The 14,314-nt window shown below is 74.0% G+C and carries 15 protein-coding genes; 4 read left to right on the plus strand and 11 right to left on the minus strand.

Features of this window, described 5'->3' with window-relative positions:
- Positions 1-75: 75 nt before the first annotated feature.
- Both ACIOJE_RS11440 and ACIOJE_RS11445 read right to left on the minus strand, forming a co-directional pair.
- Complete coding sequence (locus tag ACIOJE_RS11440) at positions 76-1,542, minus strand: hypothetical protein (RefSeq protein WP_400775289.1); 1,467 nt, start codon at positions 1,540-1,542, stop codon at positions 76-78.
- Entirely contained in the window at positions 1,539-2,216 is a 678-nt protein-coding gene (locus ACIOJE_RS11445; RefSeq protein ID WP_400775291.1) for an RNA polymerase sigma factor, read from the minus strand. Before ACIOJE_RS11445 ends, ACIOJE_RS11440 begins: the two co-directional genes overlap by 4 nt.
- 233 nt (positions 2,217-2,449) lie before the next feature.
- Here ACIOJE_RS11445 and ACIOJE_RS11450 point away from each other — a divergent pair, with 233 nt between their 5' ends.
- A complete protein-coding gene (locus tag ACIOJE_RS11450; RefSeq protein ID WP_400775294.1) occupies positions 2,450-3,232 on the plus strand; it encodes a DJ-1/PfpI family protein in 783 nt (260 codons plus the stop codon).
- Positions 3,208-3,504 carry a helix-turn-helix domain-containing protein gene (locus ACIOJE_RS11455; protein WP_400775296.1) on the plus strand — a complete coding sequence of 99 codons (297 nt, stop codon included), beginning with the start codon at positions 3,208-3,210 and terminating at the stop codon, positions 3,502-3,504. The genes ACIOJE_RS11450 and ACIOJE_RS11455 overlap by 25 nt, the downstream gene beginning before the upstream one ends.
- Before the next feature lie 50 nt (positions 3,505-3,554).
- On the opposite strand, the gene ACIOJE_RS11460 is transcribed toward ACIOJE_RS11455, so the two are convergent.
- From ACIOJE_RS11460 to ACIOJE_RS11495, 8 genes are all read right to left on the minus strand, one after another.
- Positions 3,555-4,328, minus strand: a complete 774-nt coding sequence (locus ACIOJE_RS11460; protein WP_400775298.1) for a MerR family transcriptional regulator — start codon at positions 4,326-4,328, stop codon at positions 3,555-3,557.
- Between the two features lie 155 nt (positions 4,329-4,483).
- Positions 4,484-5,710, minus strand: a complete 1,227-nt coding sequence (locus tag ACIOJE_RS11465) for a hypothetical protein (RefSeq protein WP_400775300.1) — start codon at positions 5,708-5,710, stop codon at positions 4,484-4,486.
- Between the two features lie 215 nt (positions 5,711-5,925).
- Entirely contained in the window at positions 5,926-7,134 is a 1,209-nt protein-coding gene (locus tag ACIOJE_RS11470; protein WP_400775303.1) for an LPXTG cell wall anchor domain-containing protein, read from the minus strand.
- A gap of 429 nt (positions 7,135-7,563) precedes the next feature.
- Positions 7,564-8,142 carry a flavodoxin family protein gene (locus ACIOJE_RS11475; RefSeq protein ID WP_400775305.1) on the minus strand — a complete coding sequence of 193 codons (579 nt, stop codon included), beginning with the start codon at positions 8,140-8,142 and terminating at the stop codon, positions 7,564-7,566.
- A 108-nt stretch (positions 8,143-8,250) separates the two neighbouring features.
- A complete protein-coding gene (locus ACIOJE_RS11480; RefSeq protein WP_280673669.1) occupies positions 8,251-9,135 on the minus strand; it encodes an NAD(P)-dependent oxidoreductase in 885 nt (294 codons plus the stop codon).
- 65 nt (positions 9,136-9,200) lie between these two features.
- Positions 9,201-9,614, minus strand: coding sequence for a hypothetical protein (locus ACIOJE_RS11485; protein ID WP_280673671.1), 414 nt, complete (start codon positions 9,612-9,614; stop codon positions 9,201-9,203).
- Between the two features lie 43 nt (positions 9,615-9,657).
- Positions 9,658-10,074: a PPOX class F420-dependent oxidoreductase gene (locus ACIOJE_RS11490; protein WP_400775506.1), complete on the minus strand. Its 417-nt coding sequence runs from the start codon at positions 10,072-10,074 to the stop codon at positions 9,658-9,660.
- Positions 10,075-10,144: 70 nt separating this feature from the next.
- A complete protein-coding gene (locus ACIOJE_RS11495; protein ID WP_280673673.1) occupies positions 10,145-10,702 on the minus strand; it encodes a heme-binding protein in 558 nt (185 codons plus the stop codon).
- Positions 10,703-10,867: 165 nt separating this feature from the next.
- On the opposite strand from ACIOJE_RS11495, the gene ACIOJE_RS11500 reads away from it, so the two are divergent.
- Positions 10,868-12,289, plus strand: a complete 1,422-nt coding sequence (locus ACIOJE_RS11500) for a sensor histidine kinase (protein ID WP_400775310.1) — start codon at positions 10,868-10,870, stop codon at positions 12,287-12,289.
- Positions 12,290-12,473: 184 nt separating this feature from the next.
- Complete coding sequence (locus ACIOJE_RS11505; RefSeq protein ID WP_280673677.1) at positions 12,474-13,112, plus strand: response regulator transcription factor; 639 nt, start codon at positions 12,474-12,476, stop codon at positions 13,110-13,112.
- Between the two features lie 597 nt (positions 13,113-13,709).
- On the opposite strand, the gene ACIOJE_RS11510 is transcribed toward ACIOJE_RS11505, so the two are convergent.
- Positions 13,710-14,228, minus strand: a complete 519-nt coding sequence (locus ACIOJE_RS11510; RefSeq protein WP_400775313.1) for a hypothetical protein — start codon at positions 14,226-14,228, stop codon at positions 13,710-13,712.
- Between the last annotated feature and the right edge of the window lie 86 nt (positions 14,229-14,314).

Raw genomic sequence — 14,314 nt, forward strand, 5'->3', positions numbered from 1 at the left:
CGGCCCGGAACGCCGAAAGGCGCCGTGAGCAGGGCCTCCCCTGCTCACGGCGCCTCAACGACGGCACGTCGCGCGCTACTTCACGACGCGCACCGGCACGCTCTTCTCCCCGATCACGGTCAGGCTCGTGGTGCCGTCGTACGGCAGCGTCGCCCGGGCCGTCACCGGCATCACTCCGGCGCCGTCGGCGGCGTCGAGCGCCATCCGGTACTTCACCGTCCGGCTCGCGCCCGGTGCCAGCGGGAAGGAGGCCGCCTTGCCCTGCATCGCGTAGTCCGTGCCGCCGCCGGGCGAGAGCGGCAGCGGGACCCAGGCGTCGCCGTCCTGGCGCTCCAGCTTTCCGGCGTTCATCGGGATTGTCTGGTTCTGCGGCGTCCCCGCGTAGGCCTCGGTGTAGACCAGCGGCTGGACCAGTGCGTACGAGGTCTGGCTGGTGTTCTTGTACGTCACCGAGAAGGCGACCGGGGTGCCCTTCGTGGACACCTGCTGGCCGACGCCGAGGCCGTCCAGCGTGATGGCGACGTCATTGCCGTTCGACGAGGTGAGCGGCGCCTGGCGACCACTGAGGTCGAGGGTGTCGAGGATCGACACCAGGCCCGCCTGGTAGTCGGACTTGAGGCCGTTCGCCACGATGAACACCTGGTCGTCCTTCAGCCCCCACATCTGGCCGGTGAAGTCATCACCCGGCTTGCAGGTGACCTGCCACTGGGTCTTGGCGATCGGCCGGCCGGCCACGATGTCCCTGGTCCGGACCGGCGTGCCGACCTTCGCGTAGGGGCCGGTGGGGACGTAGGGGTGGCCCCAGACCGGGCAGTCGGCCTGGCGGCTCCAACCTCCGTCCGAGTCCAGGTCGTTCATCGTCGGCCAGAGCGCGTTCTTGACCTCGTCGGCGGTGTTGTAGGCGACGATCCAGACGCCGTACGGCTCGCAGGCCTGCGGGGTCCAGTCACCTTGGGCGCCCGCCGACGCGCCCGGGCTCAGGATGCAGACCCGGTCGTCCGTCGACTTCGGCGGCACCACCGACCAGCCGGCCGGGACCTTGAACTTGACGCCGCGGAAGGTGTACGGCGTCGCCACCGACGAGGTGGGTGGCGAGCTCGGCGGCCCGCTCGGGGTCGGGGTGTTGTCGGCTAGCGGCACCTCGGTCTGGGACGGCGCCGAGGGGGTGCCGGTGTCCGTCGGGGTGGCGGCCGGGGGCGGGGTCGGAGTGGGGGTGGCGGTCGGCTCGGCGGTCGGGCTCGGCGAGGTCGACAGGGTGGCGGCCGGCGGGGGGACGTCCTGCCGGGCCACCGGATCGCCGTGGAAGGTGAGCAGGCCGATCGCCAGGGAGGCGGCCAGGGCGAAGATCGGCACGGCCGTCAGGTACACCGGGCGCAATCGGCGCACCCGGCGGTTCGGCGGCTCCGCCGGACGCAGGTCGTGTGCGGTGATCAGCGAGGCGCGGGCGTTCATCGCCTCGCGCAGCAGCCGTTCGGTCGGTGTCTCGGCCGGCCCGTCACCGTCCCGGCCTCCGCTCTTTCGGCCGGGAAGCTTGTCGGTCATCGAACCTTCTCCAGATGCTTTTCCAAGGCGTCCAGGGCCCGGCTGGCGGTGGACTTCACGGCACCCCGGGACAGCCCCAGGGTCTCGGCTATCTGCGCCTCCGACAGGTCGGACCAGTAGCGCAGCACCAGCACCTCACGCTGGCGGGTAGTCAGCTCCTGCATGGCCACGAGCACCCGCCGGTGCTCGTCGTTGAGCACCGCGTGGTCCTCCGCGGAGGCGGCGTCGGGCTCGTGCGGCGGCACGTACTCGCGGGCGGTCTTGCGGCGGCGCAGCATCGAGCGGGCGCCGTTGACCACCGAGGTGCGCAGGTATCCGAGCGCGTTGTCCAGGTCGTCCAGCTCCTCGCCGTGCCGCTGGTAGAGCTGGGTGAAGGCCTCCTGCACGACGTCCTCGGCGAGGTCCTGATGGTCGACCAGGAGCACCGCCATCCGGACCAGGCCCAACCGGTGGGCGTGGTAGAGGTCGGTCAGGGTGGGCCGGTCCTCGACGGGCTTGCGTCCGCCGCGCAGCAGCCGGAAGCCGGAGCGCCGCTGCGCCGCGGTCTGCTCACCGCTCGGACCGGCGGGTTCCGCACCGGCCTCCTGTGCGCCGAACAGCAACCCGACCAGTCCGCGGACGGAGAAGCCGCGCCCCCTCGTTGGAACGGCGATCGGCCCGATGGCCATGGACATGTACGTTCTGCTTTCCCCCAGGACGGTGCGCGCGGCTCCGCGAGCGCCCGTCAGGACACCTGTCAGTTCGTGATCGAGGGAATCCTGCCAGCGCCCCCTGCCCCGGCAACCGTCACCCCCTATCGATGGACGTCCGGGCCGGGCTGAGGTTGCAGGCGACTGCGCAGGGATTTCCGACTGGCCGGAACGGCTACACTCACCGCCATCCCGCCACTTGTCAGCAGGGGGTCCGTATGGCCGAGCAGCACGTCGAGGGCCCGGTCGCCACCGGGTCGGGCCCGGTGGCCGTCACCATCGGCCGGCGCCCGGAACCGGTGCACGACGTCGCGGTGTACGCCTTCGAGGGCATGGCGCCCTTCGAACTCGGCGTGGTGGTGGAGGTGTTCGGGCTGGCCCGGCCCGAGCTGGGCGGGCTGCTGGCCGCACCCTGGTACGGACTGAAGGTGTGCGCCGACCGGCCCGGGACGGCGCTGGACGCGGTGGGCGGGTTCACGCTGACCGCCCGGCACGGGCTGGACGACCTGGCCGCGGCCGACACCGTGGTGGTCCCCGGGGTGGCGAACGCGTTCAGCGGCGAGGTCTCCGCCGGGCTGGTCACGGCGCTGCGGACGGCGCACGAGCGCGGCGCCCGGATCGTCTCGATCTGCTCGGGCGCCTTCGCCCTGGCCGCCGCCGGGCTGCTCGACGGACGCGAGGCGACCACCCACTGGCGGTACGCCGACCTGCTCCAGCAGCGCCACCCGGACGTGCGGGTCACCCCGGACGTGCTGTACGTGGACAACGGCGACGTGCTCACCAGCGCGGCGCCGCCGGGATCGACCTCTGCCTGCACCTGGTCCGTCGGGACCACGGCGCCAAGGTCGCCAACAGCGTGGCCCGCCGCTTCGTGGTGCCGCCGCACCGGGACGGCGGGCAGGCCCAGTTCATCGAGGCGGCGATCCGCCCGGTCGAGGAGGAGGACGACGGGGTCGCCCGCAGCATGCGGTGGGCGATGGACCATCTGGCCTCCCCGCTGACCATCTCGCTGCTGGCCCGCGCCGCCCGGATGTCGGACCGCTCGTACCTGCGGCACTTCACCGCCCGCAACGGCACCAGCCCGATGCGCTGGGTCGTCACCCAGCGCATCGCGGCCAGCCTGCCGCTGCTGGAGTCCCCGGAGGGGACGGTGGAGGAGATCGCCGCGGCGGTCGGCTTCGAGAGCGCCGCGACCTTCCGCCACCACTTCGGCCGGGTGATGCGCACCTCCCCGACCGCCTACCGGCGCTCCTTCGGACGCGGGGTCGCGTAGCCCCCCGACCACGCGGCTCCGTGCCCGGCCTGCGCGGCCCCGTACCCCGGCTACGCGTTCTCGTGCCGGTCCGCGTTGGCGAGGATGGCGTCGTGCAGCCACTGCGCGAGGCCCGGGGCGAGGTTCTCGTAGGTGGTGGTCCACCGCGGGTCGGAGACGTACAGTCCGGCCAGGCCGCGGTGGATGGTGAACGTGCAGTCGTAGAAGTTCTGGCAGATGTGCTGCCGGTGCGCCTCGGCGAGGTCCATGGCGGCGGCCCCGTCGGCGGGCTCGCCGGCGGTGAGCGCCTCCACCAGGCGGGTGTTGAGGTCGGTCATCTCGGCCTGGATCCGCTGCCAGTCGGCCTTGCCGTAGCCGCCGGTGCGGCGCTGCGACTGGGCCCAGGCCTCGGTGTTGCCCCAGCGCTGCTCGGCCTCCTGCTCCCATTCCTCCTGGTAGCCCTCGCCGAAGATCTCGAACTTCTCTTCCGGGGTCAGCTGAATGCCCATCCTGCGTGCCTCCATGGCGTGTTCGACGGCCGTGGCGAGGTCCTGGAGGTGCCTGATCCGGTCGGTCAGCAGCGCGTGCTGCCGCCGGAGGTGCTCGCTCGGGCTGACCGAGTCGTCGTCCAGGATCGCCGCGATCCCTTCCAGGGGGAACCCGAGTTCGCGGTAGAACAGGATCTGCTGCAGCCGGTCGAGGTCGGCGTCCACGTACCGGCGGTAGCCGGCCCGGGTGCGGCCCGCGGGGGACAGCAGGCCGATCTCGTCGTAGTGGTGCAGGGTGCGGACGGTCACCTTGGCGATCTTGGCCACGGCACCGACCGAGTAGCCCTCGCTGCTCATCCGGTGTTCCTCCTTCGTGCTGACCACCACCCTCCGGTCTCACGCCGCGTGAGGGTCAAGCCGTCGTCGCACGGTCGGCCGGGGCCGCCTCGGAGGCCGGGCCCGGCCGGTCGGGCCTCCGGCGGTCGGGGCCCGGGCGGACGGGCCCGGACGGGTCAGGCCCCGGTGCCGGCCAGGACGCGCTCGCGCCGCCGCGAGGAGCGGCGCCGCCCCTCACCGTCCGCCGGGGGCCGCGGGCGGCGGGTCTGCTGGGTGGGCCAGAACAGCACGTACGCGGCGGAGACCACGACGAAGGCCAGCCGGACGAGGCCGCGGGCCGAGTCGGACGGGATGAACAGCGTCCCGCCGTACAGCGCGGCCAGCGCTATCCAGCTCCACCACGGGACGAGCCGCTTCTGCCCGACCGCGTCCCAGAGCAGGGTGCCGAGCAGGATCGAGGCGGTGTAGTAGGTGTAGACGCTCGGGTCGAGCAGGATCCGGGCGTCCGCGCCGAGCAGCACCACGGCCGGCCAGCGGCCGCGCCAGACGGCGACGGTGCCGAGGCCGAGGCCTAGGGCGAACTGGGTCGGGCGGTCCCACCAGGGGGTGGCCGGGTCGGTGACCCCGAACCAGCGCAGTGCGGAGGCCGGCTGGTTCGGGATGGTGAACTTGGCCGCGGCCAGGGTGTCCAGGTTGCCCAGGTAGAACGGCAGCCAGGCGATCGCCACCAGCCCGACGAACCAGATCGCGGTGCGCAGCCAGGCGGGCCTGGGCAGCGCCAGGATCAGCGGGGCGAAGGCGATCGCCCAGGGCTTGGAGTCGACCGCCAGCGCCAGGTAGACGCCGACCATGGTGGGCTTGCCGCGGGCGAGGGCGTGCGCGGCGAGGGTGGTGAAGAACAGCGCCAGGACGTCGTCCAGGTGCGCGAAGCGGACCGAGACCTCGACCCACATCGGGATGAACGCCAGCCCGGCGATCAGCAGGCGCTGCTGGAGCCGGCGGTGGTTGATGCCGGTGCCCAGGTAGTACAGGGCGGCGGTCCTGCCGATCAGGACCAGCATCACCAGGCCGAGCCCGGACATCGCCGCCTCGGCGATCAGCTGGCCGACGTGCGGCGAGAACGGGGCGGTGAGCCGGGCCGCGGCCAGGCTGACCGGGCCGATCTGCAGCTCCGGATGGTGGGCGTAGATCGCCAGCCCGCCGTCCGGCTGGCCGCTGAAGAGCAGCTGCTCGCCCTGGCGCAGGTAGTGCCAGGAGAAGCCGCCGCTGGGCTCGACCAGGAAGAACCAGAGCACCGTCCAGACGACCAGCAGAACGTGGTGTCTGCGCAGCGGCAGTCCCGCGATCCGCCCGGTCGCCGCCTCGTAGTCGGTGGCAGCCCGTGCCGTGCGTGATTCCCGCACCTGTCCCTCTCCCCGCCGGTTCCGCCCCCCTCCGGCCGGACATCCTATGTGACGGAGGTGTACCGTCCGCGCCGCCCGGAGGTCCGTGGGACGGACGGCCGGGCGACGCGGACGGCATTCAGGCGGTACCGCCTCGGTGTGGCGGCAGGGCTTGTCCCACAATTCGCGTCACATCAGCGCGCGGCGGGAATTGTGAGACAAGCCATAGGCCGCGATCAGCCCTGCTGGGCCGACTTGCGGCGGCGCAGCACCACGAGGGTGCCGACACCGGCCAGCAGCACGGCGCCGCCGGCGGCGGCGATGGCGGTGGTGTCGTCACCGCCACCGGTCTGGGCCAGGGCCTTGTCGCCGCTGTCGGCGGCGGCCTTGGCCTTGGCCACCACGGCCGGGGTGAGCGGCGGGGTGGGGAGGGTCGGGACGGCCACCGGGAAGTCGATCGGGCCGGCCGTGTCGCCGTTGCCGTCGCCCGGGGCCGGGGCGGCGGTCGAGGCGGAGGCGGAGGCGGAGGCGGAGGCGGACGGCGCGCCGGTGGCCGGGGTGGTCGCCGGGGCCGAGGTCGACGGCGTGGTCGGCCCGGTGCTCGGGGTGGTGGTGGCCGTCGCGGTGGCGGTGGCCGTCGGCGAGGTGCTCGCGCTGGGCGAGGTGCTCGCGGTCGGCGAGTGGCTGGCCGTGGGCGAGGTGGAGGCCGTCGGCGAGTGGCTGGCCGTGGGCGAGGTGCTCGCGGTCGGGCTGGGCTTGCCGGTGTGGGTCGGGCTGACGGTCGGGCTCGGCTTGCCGCCACCGCCGGCCTTGATCACGAAGCCCGCGCCGCGGACGCCGTCGCAGCTGAGGCGGCCCTGGTCGACCGGCTCATGGGTCTCGTCGTCGAGCTCGGCGGAGAACACCACCGGGACGACGCCCGCCCGGCCGAGCGGTGCCTCCGAGGTGAAGGAGACCCGGACCTTGATCGAGAAGCTCTTGCCGCGGTTCACGACGAGCAGGTCGTCGCCGGTGGGGTTGCCGTCCGGGCCGAGGGCGCCGAGCAGGGTGAGGACGGACTTGTCCTCGTCCTCGCTGCCGTCGGGGGCGACCGAGCCGGTCTGCCACTGGCCGCCCGGCAGCTGGTACTGGACCTTGAGGTCCTTCGCCCTGAGCGAGTCGGCCTTGTTCTTGAACTTGAGCAGCGGCAGGAAGATGAAGTCGTGGTTCGTCGAGTTGTCGACCTTGAAGGTGAAGTCGCGGGCGTCGCCGCCCGCGATGAAGGTGCCGGGCACCCCGTTCACCGAGAGGTCGAGGCTCTGGTGGGAGCCCTTCCCGGCCTGCTGGGCGGCGGCGGACGGAGCGCCGGTGGTGCCGACGGCCATGGCGCCCTGGGCGCCGGACAGCACGAGCGAGGACGTGAGCGCGGCGGCGCCGGCAAGGGCAAGACTGCGACGTATGGACAAGGGAGACCTCACGGAAGAGTCCGGGCGAGGCCCGGGGCGCGGTGGGGCGGCCGTGGACGCCGTGAACCCCCGCGAAGCTTGAAAGTCCGACGGAGATTACCGAAAGATCCGGCCACTCCGGAAGGCGGGTGTCACACGACGGTCCGCTCATGGGACAGGGGTGCCCGAATCGTCCAACTCCGTCCGTCGATAAGGCTTTTGCTCTTTACCGAAAGATGACCGGAGAGTGACGGGTACACGCCCGGACGACCGTATCGCACGGGCCCGGCATGGCTGGAAGCGATCGGTCGTGTGAACGTCCGGCGAACGCCCTGCGGTCGACCGCCTGAACATCCCGTGCACGCCGGTCGGAGTGTTCTCGTGCTCGGACCGCGACGAAGCGCGCGCTCAGTCCGGGTTCTCGTGCTCGGGCCGCGAAGAAGCTCGCGCTCAGTCCGTGAAGAAGGACTTGGCGGCGATCAGCGCCCGCTCGTCGCGCAGCACGTCCCCCGGGCGGGTGCCGTTGCCGAGCAGCGCGCCGCCCCACCGCATCCCCAGGTACTCGGCCGTCAGCCGGAGCGTACCGATCAGCGGCTCGGCCTTGTCGTCCTCGGTGGCGAGGGCGGTGACACCCCAGATCGTGCCGCCGCGCATCCGGGCGCGGAAGTCCGCCCCGGGCAGCCGGAGCCAGGCCGACCAGTGGTCGAGGTAGAGCTTCGCGCTGGTCGGCAGCGAGTACCAGTACAGCGGTGCGACGAAGACCAGGTCGGTGGCCGCCAACGTGGCCTCCAGCAGCGTCCGTTCGTGGCCGACCGGCTCGGGGTAGCAGCCGTCCCCGGTGTGCCGCAGATCCTCGAAGGGCGGCAGCGGGTGCTCGCGCAGCCGCAGCCAGCGCTGCTGCGCCCCGGTCGGCAGGCTCGCCCCAGCGGCCAGCCGGGCGAGCTGCTCGGAGTTGCCGTCGGCGCGTGAACTGGCGTTGAGGAACAGGAAGCTGCGCGGCGCGTCGGCGCCGGCGTGCTGATCGGCCATCGGTACTCCCCCGGTCTGGTGGTGCGATCGGAGGTGCGAGCACGCCGTGCGCCCCGGTTATTCCGGGCCGGGGCCCCGGAGTCCGCTTGGGCCGGACGGGCCCAAGCGCTAGTCGGGCAGGCCGGCCCGGCGGCGGGCGACGGCCGCGACGGCCGCCCAGTCCTTGTCGGCGTCGCCGTGGGCCAGCGCGTCCAGGAAGGCGTCCCGCAGGATGCCGCCGAACGGCAGCGGGACGTTCCGCGCGGCCCCGGCCTCCAGGGCGAGGCCGACGTCCTTGAGGCCCAGCGGCAGCCTGAACCCGGCCGGCTCGTAGCGGCGTTCGGCGACCATCGCGCCGTACCCGGAGTAGACCGGCCCGGGGAACAACGTGCCGGCGAGCATCTCGACCAGGTCGGTCGGCCGGACGCCGTGGGCCTCGGCCAGGCTGCACGCCTCCGCCATCGACTCGATCGCGCAGGCCAGCAGGAAGTTGGTGCTGATCTTGGCGGTGTTGGCCTGCCGCGGGCTCGCCCCGAAGTGCCAGGTGCGCTCCCCCATCGCGGCGAACAGCGGCTCCGCCCGGGCCAGCAGCTCCGGCGCGCCCGCGGCCAGGATGTTCAACCGGCCGGCCGCCGCGACCGGGGGCCGGCCGAGCACGGGTGCGGCCAGGTAGCCGATGCCGTGCTCGGCGTACACCGCCTCGGCGCGCTCGGCGAGCCCGACCGAGACGCTGGCCATGTTGACGTGCAGGGTCGCGGCGGCGCCGGAGAGCAGGGCGGGGTCGAGCAGCAGCCGCTCGACCGCCTCGTCGTTGGCGAGCATGGAGACCACCGTGTCGGCGGCGAACACCTCGGCGAGCGTGCCGGCCGCCTCGGCACCCTGGGCCGCCATGACGGCCACCGGCTCGGGCGAGCGGTTCCAGACCCGGACGGTGTGGCCGGCCCGCAGCAGGCTGCCGGCCATGCCCTGCCCCATCGCACCCAGCCCCACGAAGCCGACCGTCGTCCCGGCCATCCCACACTCCCGTCGCCGTCACCGCGTCTGCGGCCGACTGTACGTCAGGTGCGGGCGGACCGCGTTCACGCGCAGGCGCGCTCCGGCAGGCGGACGCGGCCGCGCTCCAGTTCGGTGACCACCCGGTGGCGCAGCAGCTCGTACTGGGCCTGGAGCCGGCCGGGGCGGGCCGGGCGGGCCACCGGACGACCGGGGCTGACCAGCTCGTCCGGCCCGAACTGCTCGCGGGTGAGGTCGATCTCGAAGCCGGTGGCGAAGCGGTTCCACCAGTGCAGGTCCGTCCGGATCCCGCCGACGTGCACCTCGCCCATCATCAGCTCGCCGCCGAGCAGGTCGTGCACCACCATCGCCGTCACCCCGCACTGACCGCGGGCGGGGTTGTCGGGACGCCAGTGGGCCAGATCCTCGGGCGCACAGGTGTCGACACCCCAGGAGGAGCGGATCGCACGTTCGATGTCGTTGAGGGTCCACGCCGTCATAGCGGGAAGCCTGCCATGCACCACTGACAGCAGCACCGGCTTTTCAGAGGGCCACCCCGTGTTCTGCGGAGACCTTCTCGATCTTCACCCGAACGAGCAGTTCCCCCGGCACGCCGTTCCGGGCCCCGTACTGCTCCGCGAGGTCCTCGCCCATGTACCGGGCGGCGATCCGGGTGGCCCAGGCGCGCACCTCGGCCAGGTCCTCGCTCAGGCGGGCGGTGCCCTGCAGGAGGACGTACGAGAAGGGCGGCCGGTCGTCGTCCACGCAGAGCATCACCCGGCCGTCGCGGGCCAGGTTGCGGCCCTTGACGGTGGCGGCGCCGGTGTTGAAGACGAGCTCGTCGCCGTCCAGCAGGAACCAGATCGGCGCGACGTGCGGGCGGCCGTCGGCTCGGGTGGTGGCGAGCTTGGCGGTGCGGGTGCCCTCGGTGAGGAACGCCCGCCACTGGTCATCGGTCATCGTCGGCATGGCGCCCATCCTGGCCCGTCGGTCCACCCCGCGCATCGGGGACGGACCGACCGGCCGGGGGTCACTTCGCCAGCGCGGCGACGCCCGCCTGCGCGAACTGCTCGTCCAGGTCGCCGCTGGGCGCGCCCGCGACACCGATCGCCGCGACCGGGGCGCCCTTGGACTGCACCGGGGCGCCGCCGGCCAGGAACAGCGTGCCCGGGATGTCCTTGAGGGTCGGGGCCTGGGCCAGCCGCTTGGTCAGCTCCGAGGTCGGCGCGTTCCAGGAGACCGCCGTGAACGCCTTGCGCTGGGCCGACTCCGGGGACTGCGGGCCCGCGCCGTCGCCCTTGAGCAGCACCCGGGTGACGCCGTCCCGGTCGACGACCGCGACCGAGACGTGCTGGCCCGCCTTGGCCGCCGCGTCCAGGGTGGCCTGGGCCGCGCGGGTGGCGGCGTCGATGGTCAGGCCGGTGCTCTGGGCGAGGTTCTTGTTCTGGGTGTCGACCTTCACCGCGGCGGGCGCGGCCGGGGTCTCGGAGGTCTCGGCGCTGGCCGAGACGGCGCCCGCGGTGGCGGCGAGCGCGGCGGCGGCGAGGGTGCCGGTCAGCACCCGGGTGCGCACGGAGATCTTCTTCATGGTCCAGCTCCTCAGCGGGTCGGCGAACGGGATCGGGGACGCCGGGCGGCAGGGGGTCCGTCCGGCTCTGCCTCGATCCTCCGGCCGCGACCGGCCCGGCCACATCGACGCTCCGGCGCGACCGCGCGGGCATGATGGAGGACACCGGCGTCAACCGATCGGCTGATGCGGGACCGGGCCGGACGGGTCACCATCGAGGGATCGGTGCAGGTCAGTGCGCCGAGCTTCCGTCCAGGCACCGGGCGTCCGTCCAGGTACCGGGTGCCCGCCCGGCACCGGGCGTCCGTCCAGGTGCCGGGCGCCCGCCCGGAGCCCGAGCGCCCGTCCAGCCAGGAGCCACCCGTGCAGCAGTCCCGCCCCGCCGCCGGCCGCGACAGCGAGCTTGGCAGTGACGGCCCGGACGCGGGCCGGCTGGCGCTGTTGCTCGACTCCGCCTTCCTGCTGCTGCTCGCCGCCGCGCTCAGCCGCTACCTCTCCCACCACGCCGGCAACCCCTGGACCCCCTGGGTGATCGGGCTGAGCGCCGCGCTGGCCGTCGCCCAGCCGGCCGGCTCCTGGCTCGCGCACCGCCACCCGCCCGAGCCCGGGCCCGGGCCCGGTGGTCGGGCCCCGCGTCGGCGCCGGTGGCCGCTGGCGATGGTGGTCGCGCTCTGGGTGGTGCTGGTGCTGCTCGCGCCGAGCTTCGCCTGGTGCGCCGTCCCGCTGGTCTACACGGCGCTGCGCACGCTCCCCGCCCGGGCCGCGATCCCGCTGGTGGCGGCCCTGACGCTGCTGGTGGTGGTCGGCGAGATCCGGCTCCCCGGCGGGGCGGACGCCACCCTCGTCCTGCTGCCGCCCGCGGTGGCCGCGCTCGCCACCGGCGTGTTCCTGTTCATGGCGCGGCAGGACGCCCGGCAGCGCGCCCTGATCGCCGACCTGGTCCGCACCCGGCGCGAACTCGCCGCCACCGAGCGGCGGGAGGGCACCCTCGCGGAGCGCGAGCGGCTGGCCATGGAGATCCACGACACCCTGGCACAGGGACTGTCCAGCCAGCAGATGCTGCTGCAGGCCGCCGAACGCACCTGGGACACCGAGCCGGCGACCGCGCGCACCCACGTCCGGACCGCCGCCGACGTGGCGGCCCGCAACCTGGCCGAGGCCCGCCGCTTCGTCCATGACCTCGCGCCGGCCGAACTGGCCGACGGCCGTCCGCTCGACCGGGCGCTGGCCGCGCTCGCCGAGCGGGAGGCCGCCGAGAGCGGACTGCCCGTCCGCTTCCACCTGGACGGCACGCCCGTCCCGCTGCCCGCCGCCGCGCAGTCCGCGCTGCTGCGGATCGCCCAGGGCGCGCTGGCCAACGTCCGGGAGCACGCCGGAGCGTCGGCCGCGGCGATCACGCTGTCCTTCCTCGGCGACCAGGCCGTCCTGGACGTCGCCGACGACGGACGGGGTTTCGACCCGCGGGCGGTCGGGGCGGCCGGCGGCCGCGGGTACGGGCTGCCGGCGATGCGCGCCCGGCTGCGGCAGTTCGGTGGCACGCTGACCGTGGAGAGCACCCCTGGCGAAGGCACCGTCGTCTCCGCCGCGATCCCCCTGGAGCACCAGTGAGCGAACGAAGCCAACTCGTCCTCGGCAGACGGGCGGTGGGCCCTTCCCGCCGCCCGGTGGCGGCGCTGTCGGCCGACGGCCGCCGTGGCAGCGGGCGCGACGAAGTGAGCGGGTGCGGCGGGGTGGGCGGGCTCGGCGGGGTGGGCGGGCGCGACGAAGTGAGTGGGCGCGACGGGGTGTGCGTATGAGCACCGCCGGCTCCCCCGTCCGGCTGCTGGTCTGCGACGACCACGCGGTGGTCCGTGCCGGGCTGCTGGCGCTGCTCGCCAGCGCGGGCGACATCACGGTGGTCGGCGAGGCGAGCACCGGCGAGGAGGCGGTCGCGCTGGCCGCCCGGCTGGCCCCGCAGGTGGTGCTGATGGACCTCCAACTCGGCGACGGCATCGACGGCGTGGAGGCCACCCGCCGGATCACGGCCGCCGCGGGCGGCCCGCACGTGCTGGTGCTCACCACCTACGACACCGACGCCGACATCACCCGGGCGATCGCCGCGGGCGCCACCGGCTACCTGCTGAAGGCCGAGCAGCCGGAGGAGTTGTTCGCCGCCGTACACGCCGCCGCGCGGGGCCGCACGGTGCTCTCGCCGCCGGTCGCCTCCCGGGTGATGGCGCAGATGCGGGCGCCCGCGCCGCAGCTCACCGAGCGCGAGCAGGACATCCTCGCGCAGCTGGCGCAGGGGCTGGGCAACCGGGAGATCGCCCGGGCGCTGTTCATCAGCGAGGCCACCGTGAAGACCCATCTGGGCCGGATCTACGACAAGTTGGGGGTGGACACCCGGGCCGGCGCGGTGGCGGTGGCCAAGGAACGCCGGCTGCTGCGCTGACGGCACCTCACCTTCGGCCGCGTCACCGGCCATACCGCGCACCGCGACCCGCCCGACCCGCGACCCGCCCGAGCCGGCTCGACCACCCGCCGACGAGCCGCTCGACCGCCGACCGGCCCGTCGGCTGCGCTCAGCGCTCGCGCGGTGTCACTGCGTGCTGCCATGATGATCGGAGTGTCGGATTCCACCGCCGCCCGTGTCGAGCGCGCGGCCCGTACGGTCGCTCGGCGCGCGCGTCACCGTACGGTCGGCGGATGCCCCGCGGTACTCAACCCGCTGGTCCGACGCCTTCCGGGACCTTCCGGGCCGACCGTCACGTTTGTGGATTTTTCGTGGATCCCGCTATTGACAAACCAACCACGCGGTTTGTTAGCGTGATACCAACGACGTCCCCGGGGGTGGGGGCTCGCCGGGGCCTGTGCGGACCGCTCTCGCCGGAGGGTGCTGCCAGGGGGGAACGGCGAGGCTGCCGGGGAGTCGGGGGGAGCGGCAGCGCCGAAGCCGCGCGACGAGGCGGTGCGGAGCGAGTCCGGGGGGACTCGCTCCGCGCCTCCCCTTCCCCCTCCCGTTTCCAGCCTTCGGCCCGGCCCGGCCCGGCTAGACCATCGCGCTCCAGTACGGGCAGCACACGTGCGGCAGCGGCGCGGGGCCGCGACCGCCGGCGCCCTGCAGCGGCGGCAGCCGCTCCGAACGGGCCACCCCGGGCGAGTCGGCGGTCAGCCCGGCCTCGCCCAACTCGCCGAAGCGCAGCGCCAGTCGATAGCCGTCCAGGGTGACGGCGGCGACTCCGGGGCGGTCCCGGCAGGCGTTCAGCGAGGTGATCGTCCAGCCGCGCTGCCGCCAGTGCCGCTCCACCGCGCCCACCAGCGCCGGCCGGCGGGCCGCCGAGACGATGGTGAGGATGTCCCGCCCCCGGGTGACGTACCAGAGCACGTCCGAATCCGGCCCCGGCAACGGCAGCCGCGCACCCGCCCCGGGTGCCGCCCCTTGCCAGGCCGGCGCCGGCCGAACGGCGTCCAGGGTGTCCTGGAGAAGCGTCTCGCAGCGCTCGGCGGCGTCGAGTTGATCGACCGCCACCGCGGGGCCGGGCCACCGGGCGGGCGGCACGACCGGCACACCGCCTCGGCCTCCGTTCGGGAGTCCGACGTTGAGTTCGGCACCACCTGGCTGCACTGGGCCCCTCCGCTCCTCCCGGCGTTCAG

Source organism: Kitasatospora sp. NPDC087861 (genome assembly GCF_044742585.1).
GTDB lineage: Bacteria > Actinomycetota > Actinomycetes > Streptomycetales > Streptomycetaceae > Kitasatospora.